The 7,213-nt window shown below is 71.8% G+C and carries 7 protein-coding genes; 6 read left to right on the forward strand and 1 reads right to left on the reverse strand.

All coding sequences use genetic code 11. From position 1 onward, the window contains the following. Positions 1 to 396 precede the first annotated feature (396 nt). Both ACZ4VW_RS19045 and ACZ4VW_RS19050 read left to right on the forward strand, forming a co-directional pair. Positions 397 to 1,074, forward strand: coding sequence for a response regulator transcription factor (locus ACZ4VW_RS19045; protein WP_467963736.1), 678 nt, complete (start codon positions 397 to 399; stop codon positions 1,072 to 1,074). 15 nt (positions 1,075 to 1,089) lie between these two features. Next, positions 1,090 to 2,355, forward strand: a complete 1,266-nt coding sequence (locus tag ACZ4VW_RS19050) for an ATP-binding protein (RefSeq protein WP_467963738.1) — start codon at positions 1,090 to 1,092, stop codon at positions 2,353 to 2,355. A gap of 40 nt (positions 2,356 to 2,395) precedes the next feature. Here ACZ4VW_RS19050 and ACZ4VW_RS19055 read toward each other — a convergent pair whose 3' ends face one another. Beyond that, on the reverse strand, positions 2,396 to 2,980 hold the full coding sequence (locus ACZ4VW_RS19055) for a GtrA family protein (protein WP_467963740.1): 585 nt from the start codon (positions 2,978 to 2,980) through the stop codon (positions 2,396 to 2,398). 184 nt (positions 2,981 to 3,164) lie between these two features. Between ACZ4VW_RS19055 and ACZ4VW_RS19060 the strand changes: the two genes are divergently transcribed. The 4 genes from ACZ4VW_RS19060 (at position 3,165) to ACZ4VW_RS19075 (ending at position 7,080) form a co-directional block, all read left to right on the forward strand. Beyond that, positions 3,165 to 4,283, forward strand: a complete 1,119-nt coding sequence (locus ACZ4VW_RS19060; RefSeq protein ID WP_467963821.1) for a 5-(carboxyamino)imidazole ribonucleotide synthase — start codon at positions 3,165 to 3,167, stop codon at positions 4,281 to 4,283. Positions 4,284 to 4,288: 5 nt separating this feature from the next. Next, positions 4,289 to 4,822, forward strand: coding sequence for a 5-(carboxyamino)imidazole ribonucleotide mutase (purE, locus tag ACZ4VW_RS19065; protein ID WP_467963822.1), 534 nt, complete (start codon positions 4,289 to 4,291; stop codon positions 4,820 to 4,822). Continuing rightward, positions 4,819 to 6,021 carry a dipeptidase gene (locus tag ACZ4VW_RS19070; RefSeq protein WP_467963742.1) on the forward strand — a complete coding sequence of 401 codons (1,203 nt, stop codon included), beginning with the start codon at positions 4,819 to 4,821 and terminating at the stop codon, positions 6,019 to 6,021. The genes purE and ACZ4VW_RS19070 overlap by 4 nt, the downstream gene beginning before the upstream one ends. A 141-nt stretch (positions 6,022 to 6,162) precedes the next feature. Further along, positions 6,163 to 7,080 carry a membrane dipeptidase gene (locus ACZ4VW_RS19075; protein ID WP_467963744.1) on the forward strand — a complete coding sequence of 306 codons (918 nt, stop codon included), beginning with the start codon at positions 6,163 to 6,165 and terminating at the stop codon, positions 7,078 to 7,080. Positions 7,081 to 7,213 lie beyond the last annotated feature (133 nt).

A 7,213-nucleotide genomic window follows, 5' to 3' on the forward strand; every position in this document is an offset into this window, starting at 1 on the left:
TGTGAGCGTGGTGCGCCCGGTGGGGGAGGCCGGCACCGGTGGGAGTGGTCGCACCCCGCCGGGATCCACGCCCCGGGGCGCTGTATCGCGCCACGGAACCCGGCCCACAGGTCGTTCGCCGTCCTCGAGGCCGGCGGAGCCGACCTCGCGCAGAAAAGAGGACCTTGGCGCTCAAAGCCCGCCAAAGGTCCCCGTTTACCGCAACAGACGTCTCGCCACCATACGACACGACAGTGCCGGATATGGAAGGACTTGAGAGATGGATCACAGGTGACATAGGAACCAACACGACTCATTCCAAGGTCATGTGCAGGTTGGCCACCGTGATCCCCAGGGTAGCCCGGGACCCTGTGGATCATGCCCCGGGCCGTCCCCCGTGCGGACTACCATCACCCCATGACCCGTGTACTGCTCGCCGAGGACGACGCATCCATCTCGGAACCGCTGGCCCGTGCGCTGCGGAGAGAGGGATACGAGGTCGAGGTGCGGGAGGACGGACCGACCGCTCTCGACGCCGGACTCAAGGGCGGGGTCGACCTCGTCGTGCTCGATCTGGGGCTGCCGGGCATGGACGGCCTGGAGGTCGCCCGGCGGCTGCGCTCCGAGGGCCACACGGTTCCGATCCTGGTCCTGACCGCCCGCGCCGACGAGGTCGACACCGTCGTCGGGCTCGATGCGGGCGCCGACGACTACGTCACCAAGCCCTTCCGCCTCGCCGAGCTCCTCGCCCGCGTCCGGGCCCTGCTCCGGCGCGGCGCCACCGAGCCGGCCGTCGCCCCCGCGACGCACGGGGTCCGGATCGACGTCGAGTCGCACCGCGCCTGGATGGGCGACGAGGAGCTGCAGCTCACGGCGAAGGAGTTCGACCTGCTCCGGGTCCTCGTCCGCGACGCGGGCCGGGTCGTCACCCGCGACCAGCTGATGCGCGAGGTCTGGGACACCACCTGGTGGTCGTCGACCAAGACCCTCGACATGCACATCTCCTGGCTCCGCAAGAAGCTCGGCGACGACGCGGCGAACCCGCGCTACATCGCCACGGTGCGGGGCGTCGGTTTCCGCTTCGAGAAGAGCTGACGGGCGGAGAGCACCGTGCGCCGCCGCCTCATCAACTCCACACTCGCCGTCGTCCTCGTCGTCATCGCCGTGTTCGGCGTGTCCCTCGTCATCGTGGAGACGCGGACCATCTCCAGCAGCGCCCAGGAGAGCGTGGACTCCGAGGCCGTACGGCTGGTCTCCATCGTCGACAGCCGGCTCATCGGCGGTGAGCCCGTCAACCCCGACATCCTCGCCGAGCAGAGCGGCGCCAAGCGGTACGCCCTGATCGAGCTCCCCGGCCGCGCCCCCATCGAGATCGGCACCCGACCCGAGGGCAGCGTCATCCGGGGCACGGCCGAGGGCGAGCGCGGCGAGACCGTGACCGTCGAGGAGTCCCGCTCCACGGTCACCGCGGAGGTCGGCCGCACCCTGCTGATCATCGGCGCCGTGGCCCTGCTCGCCGTCGTGGCCGCCGTCCTGCTCGCCGTACGGCAGGCGAACAAGCTCACCTCCCCGCTCACCGACCTCGCCGAGACCGCCGAACGCCTCGGCTCCGGCGACCCCCGCCCGCGCCACAAGCGGTACGGGGTGCCGGAGCTGGACCGGGTCGCCGACGTGCTGGACGCGTCGGCCGAGCGGATCGCCCGGATGCTCACCGCCGAGCGCCGGCTCGCCGCCGACGCCTCCCACCAGCTCCGTACACCCCTCACGGCGCTCTCCATGCGCCTGGAGGAGGTAGCCGTCGCCGACGACCTGGAGACGGTCAAGGAGGAGGCGACGATCGCGCTCACGCAGGTCGAGCGGCTCACGGACGTCGTGGAGCGGCTGCTCACCAACTCGCGCGACCCCCGCACGGGCTCCGCCATCACCTTCGACCTCGACGAGGTCGTCAAGCAGCAGATCGAGGAGTGGCGCCCCGCCTACCGCAGCGCCGGCCGTGCCATCGTCCGCTCGGGCAAGCAGGGCATGCGCGCGGTCGGCACGCCGGGGGCCGTGGCGCAGGTCCTCGCCGCGCTCATCGAGAACTCGCTCATGCACGGCGGCGGCACCGTCGCCCTGCGCACCCGGGTCACCGGCAACCAGTCCGTGATCGAGGTCACCGACGAGGGGCCGGGCGTCCCCGCCGACCTCGGCGCGCGGATCTTCGAGCGGACCATCAGCGGCCGCAACTCCACCGGGATCGGACTCGCCGTCGCCCGGGACCTGGCGGAGGCGGACGGAGGCCGGCTGGAACTGCTCCAGCAGCAGCCTCCGGTGTTCGCGCTCTTCCTGGGCCGCGAGGTCAAGGGCCGCAAGGACCAGGACCGCCCGGTCCGGTAGCCGCGCCGACGCTCGCCGCGGTCGCCGGGCCGTGTCCGGCCTAGAGCACCCGGTCCGGCTGCTTCCTGGTGGCCTGCGCGGGGGTCTGCGCGATCGGAGCCTGCGCGGCCGGGGCCTGTGCGACCGCCTGCGCGGGCGTCTGGACGGGCGCCTGCTCCAGGAACGATTCGGCGGTCTGCACCGCCTCCCGCGCCGGCAGCGTCTTGAACACCCACGTCCGGTAGGACCAGAAGCGGAACAGCGTCGCGACGCCGATCCCGAAGAACTTGAAGAAGTTGCTCTGCAGCGGGCTGTCCCAGCCGAACCCGTACGTCGCCGCGTACAGGATGCCGTTCTGGATCACCAGGCCGGCGACGCTGAACAGCAGGAAGAGCGTCAGCTCCTTCGTCCGGCTGCTCTTGTCCCGGTCCCGGTAGGTGAAGTACCGGAAGCCCAGGTAGTTGAATCCGATCGCGACGACGGTGGCGATGACGCTCGCCCGGACGACGGGGACCTCCGTGAAGTGGCGTACGAGGTTGAAGACCCCGAGGTCCACCAGGAGGCCGACACCACCGACCGCACCGAACTTCGCGAACTCGCGCGTGAGCCGATCAAGCCGCACACGCAGTGCGCTGGGTTCACTCATGGTGATTGCTCAGCCCCGTCCGTTCGGTTTCGTCAACCAAACCATGCTAACCAGCCCACCTGGCACCTGCCCGGGGACATTGCAAACCATGGAAAAACCCCGCCCCACTGTCATAAACCACAGGCGGCGGAGGGTCCGCGCATCGTGCGGATACCCTAAGAGGGTGACGTTCCCGGTAGTCGGCATGGTCGGTGGCGGTCAGCTCGCCCGTATGACCCACGAGGCGGGCATCCCCCTCGGCATCAAGTTCAAGCTGCTCAGTGACACCCCGCAGGACTCGGCGGCCCAGGTGGTGAGCGATGTCGTCCTCGGCGACTATCGCGACCTGGCTACGCTGCGTGACTTCGCGCGCGGCTGTGACGTGATCACCTTCGATCACGAGCACGTCCCCGCCGAGCATCTGCGAGCCCTGGAGGACGACGGCGTCGTCATCCGCCCCGGGCTCGCCGCGCTGGTGCACGCCCAGGACAAGGGGGTGATGCGCGCCAAGCTCGACGAGATCGGCGTGCCGAGCCCCCGCCATCGCATCGTCGCCGATCCGGCGGACGCGGCGGCCTTCGCGGACGAGGTGGGGGGCTTCCCGATCATCCTCAAGACCGTGCGCGGCGGCTACGACGGCAAGGGCGTCTGGTTCGTGCGCACGCGGGCCGACGCGGAGGACCCGTTCCGCGCGGGCGTCCCGGTGCTCGCGGAGGAGAAGGTCGACTTCGCGCGCGAGCTCGCGGCGAACATCGTCCGCTCCCCGCACGGCCAGGCCGTCGCCTACCCGGTCGTCGAGTCCCAGCAGGTCGACGGCGTCTGCGACACCGTCATCGCGCCCGCGCCGGACCTGTCGGACGAGCTGGCCGGCCAGGCGCAGGAGCTGGCGCTGCGGATCGCCAAGGAGCTCGGTGTCGTCGGCCATCTGGCGGTGGAGCTCTTCGAGACCACCGACGGCCGCATCCTTGTCAACGAGCTCGCCATGCGTCCGCACAACTCCGGCCACTGGACCCAGGACGGCGCGATCACCTCGCAGTTCGCCAACCACGTCCGGGCCGTCCTCGACCTTCCGCTGGGCGACCCGCGCCCGCGCGCGAAGTGGACGGTCATGTGCAACGTGCTGGGCGGGGACTACCCCGACATGTACTACGCGTACCTGCATTGCATGGCCCGGGATCCGCAGCTGAAGATCCATATGTATGGCAAGGACGTGAAGCCCGGCCGCAAGGTGGGGCACGTCAACACCTACGGCGACGACCTGGACGACGTGCTGGAGCGCGCGCGTCACGCCGCCGGCTATCTGCGAGGAACGATCACCGAGTGAGCAGCATGAGCACCGCCACCGCCCCCGTCGTCGGCATCGCCATGGGATCCGACTCCGACTGGACCGTCATGGAGGCCGCCGCGCAGGCCCTGGACGAGTTCGAGATCCCGTACGAGGTGAACGTCCTCTCCGCCCACCGGATGCCGCGCGAGATGGTCGCGTACGGCGAGGCCGCCGCCGACCGCGGGATCAAGGTGCTCATCGCCGGCGCGGGCGGCGCCGCCCACCTGCCCGGCATGCTCGCCTCGGTCACCCCGCTCCCGGTCATCGGCGTGCCCGTGCCGCTGAAGTACCTCGACGGCATGGACTCGCTGCTGTCGATCGTGCAGATGCCGGCCGGTGTGCCCGTGGCCACGGTCTCCGTCGGCGGCGCGCGCAACGCCGGTCTGCTCGCGGCCCGGATTCTCGCCGCCCACGACGCCGAACTCCTCGGCCGCATGCAGGACTTCCAGCAGGAACTGAACGAGCAGGCGACCGAGAAGGGCAAGCGGCTGCGCGCCAAGGTCGAGGGCTCGGAGTCGTTCGGCTTCGCCAAGTGAGTGCGGCGGACCGGTTGGCCGAGGCGCGGGAGCTGCTCGCCTCCGCGCCCGTCGTCGACGGCCACAACGACCTGCCGTGGGCGCTGCGCGAACACGTCCGCTACGACCTGGACCGGCTCGACATCGCGGCCGACCAGACCGGGGCGCTCCACACCGACCTGGCCCGGCTGCGGGCCGGCGGCGTCGGCGCCCAGTTCTGGTCGGTGTACGTCCCCTGCCGCCTGACGGGCGACGACGCGGTCAGCGCCACCCTGGAGCAGATCGACATCGTCGACCAGCTGCTCGCGCGGTACGCGGGGGAGCTCGCCCCCGCGCTGACCGCGGACGACATGGAGTCGGCGCGGCGGGAGGGCCGTATCGCCTCCCTGAAGGGGGCCGAGGGCGGCCACTCCATCAACAACTCCCTCGCCACGCTGCGCGCGCTCCACACCCTCGGCGTGCGGTACATGACGCTCACCCACAACGACAACACGGCGTGGGCCGACTCGGCGACCGACGAGCCCGGCGTCGGCGGGCTCTCCGCCTTCGGCCACGAGGTCGTCCGGGAGATGAACCGGATCGGCATGCTGGTCGACCTCTCGCACGTCGCGGCCACGACGATGCGGGACGCCCTCACCACCTCCGCCGCGCCGGTGATCTTCTCGCACTCCTCGTCGCTCGCGGTCTGCGACCACCCGCGGAACATCCCCGACGACGTGCTGGAGCGGCTGCCCGGCAACGGGGGAGTGGCGATGGCGACGTTCGTACCGAAGTTCATCCTTCCCGAGGCCGTGGAGTGGACGGCCCGGGCGGACGAGAACCTGCGGGCGCACGGACTGCACCACCTCGACACCACACCGGCGGCGATGAGGATCCACCGCGCCTTCGAGGCGGAGAACCCGCGGCCGATCGCCACCGCGGCGACCGTCGCCGACCACCTCGACCACATGCGCGAGGTCGCCGGCATCGATCACATCGGCATCGGCGGCGACTACGACGGTACGGCGTTCACCCCGGCCGGCCTCGACGATGTCGCCGGCTATCCGAACCTGATCGCCGAGCTGCTGCACCGCGGCTGGTCGCACACCGACCTCGCCAAGCTGACCTGGTCCAACGCGGTCCGCGCGCTGCGGGACGCGGAGGCGGTCTCGCGCGAGCTGCGGGAGACCCGCGGGCCGTCGAACGCGACGATCGACGTGCTCGACGCCCCGTCCGCCTGACGGCGCGTCGTCCTGGGCCCCGCTTCGGCGGGGCCCTTCGCGCGTCCGGGCAGCGTGATCACCCGAACGGAGCTCTCTGCCGCGCCGGAGGAGGGCGCGACTGTCACGGTGGGCGGTACTGCCTCGTCCAGGGAGTCACCCATGGCAGATCTCGATGATCACCAGCCTGTCACCGTCGCGCCCCTCGGCCCCGCCGGAGAGCCCGACCCACCCGAACAACAGCGGGCGCCCGACGACTTGGCCCCGGCGCGGTCCCTGCTCGCGGCGGACCCCGTCGTCGAGGGGCACACGGAACCGCCCCGGGTGTTCGACCCGGAGGACCTTCCGCCGGTGCGGGCGGCGGAGACCGGAGCCCAGCTCTGGTCCCTGCACGTCGAGCCGGAGGAGGGCGTGGTCGGCACGCTGCGGCGGATCGACGCGATCCGCGCGCTCGTCGCGTCCTGCCCCGAGGACCTGCGCCTCGCGCACACCACCGCGGAGATGGCCGACGCCGTCAACTGCGGACGGGTCGCCGCGCTCCTCGGCCCGGTGAGCTGGGCGGCGGTCGGCGGCTCGCTCGCCACGCTCCGGGCGTACCAGAGGCTCGGCGCCCGCGCGGTCAACCTGCCCCGCTTCGACGGATTCGCCCGCGAGGCCGTACGGGAGATGAACCGCCTGGGCCTCGTCGTGGACCTCTCCGGCGCCGACCCCGAATCGGTGCGCCGCACCCTCGCGCTCACCAAGGCCCCGGTCCTGCTGACCCGCGCGGACCCGGAGGAGCTGCCGGACGACGTCCTGCGCCTGCTCGGGGAGAACGGCGGGGTCTGCATGGTCCCGGTGACCGGGGACCCGGCGGCGACCGCCGACGTCCTGGACCGCCTCCGGGCCGTGGCGGGCCCGCACGGCGTCGGCATCTCCCACACCGTGGACCCGGCGAGCGGCTACGCCCCGCTCTTCGCCGAGCTCCTCCGCCGCGAGTGGCCGGCCCCGGACCTGGTCGCCCTGGCCCGCGCGAACGCGACCAGGGTCCTGCGGGACACCGAGTTCCTCGCCCGTACGGCCCGGCCCCGCCCGGCCTGACGACGCCTCCCCGTGCCCGCGCCGGACGGCCCGACACGACAGCGCCCCGCCCGCTCCCGGTCGACCGGGAGCGGGCGGGGGGGCCGTGTTGTTGTCCCCTCTAAGTTTTTCGGTAGTCTGGAGGTCCCCTCCC

The organism is Streptomyces sp. NPDC029139 (assembly GCF_055564335.1).

What these genes read in the sequence shown, in the direction of transcription:
- ACZ4VW_RS19045 (WP_467963736.1), top strand. Translation starts at nt 397, where the DNA reads ATGACCCGTGTACTGCTCGCCGAGGACGACGCATCCATCTCGGAACCG.
- ACZ4VW_RS19055 (WP_467963740.1), bottom strand. Translation starts at nt 2,980, where the DNA reads ATGAGTGAACCCAGCGCACTGCGTGTGCGGCTTGATCGGCTCACGCGC.
- ACZ4VW_RS19060 (WP_467963821.1), top strand. Translation starts at nt 3,165, where the DNA reads ATGGTCGGTGGCGGTCAGCTCGCCCGTATGACCCACGAGGCGGGCATC.
- purE (WP_467963822.1), top strand. Translation starts at nt 4,289, where the DNA reads ATGAGCACCGCCACCGCCCCCGTCGTCGGCATCGCCATGGGATCCGAC.
- ACZ4VW_RS19075 (WP_467963744.1), top strand. Translation starts at nt 6,163, where the DNA reads ATGGCAGATCTCGATGATCACCAGCCTGTCACCGTCGCGCCCCTCGGC.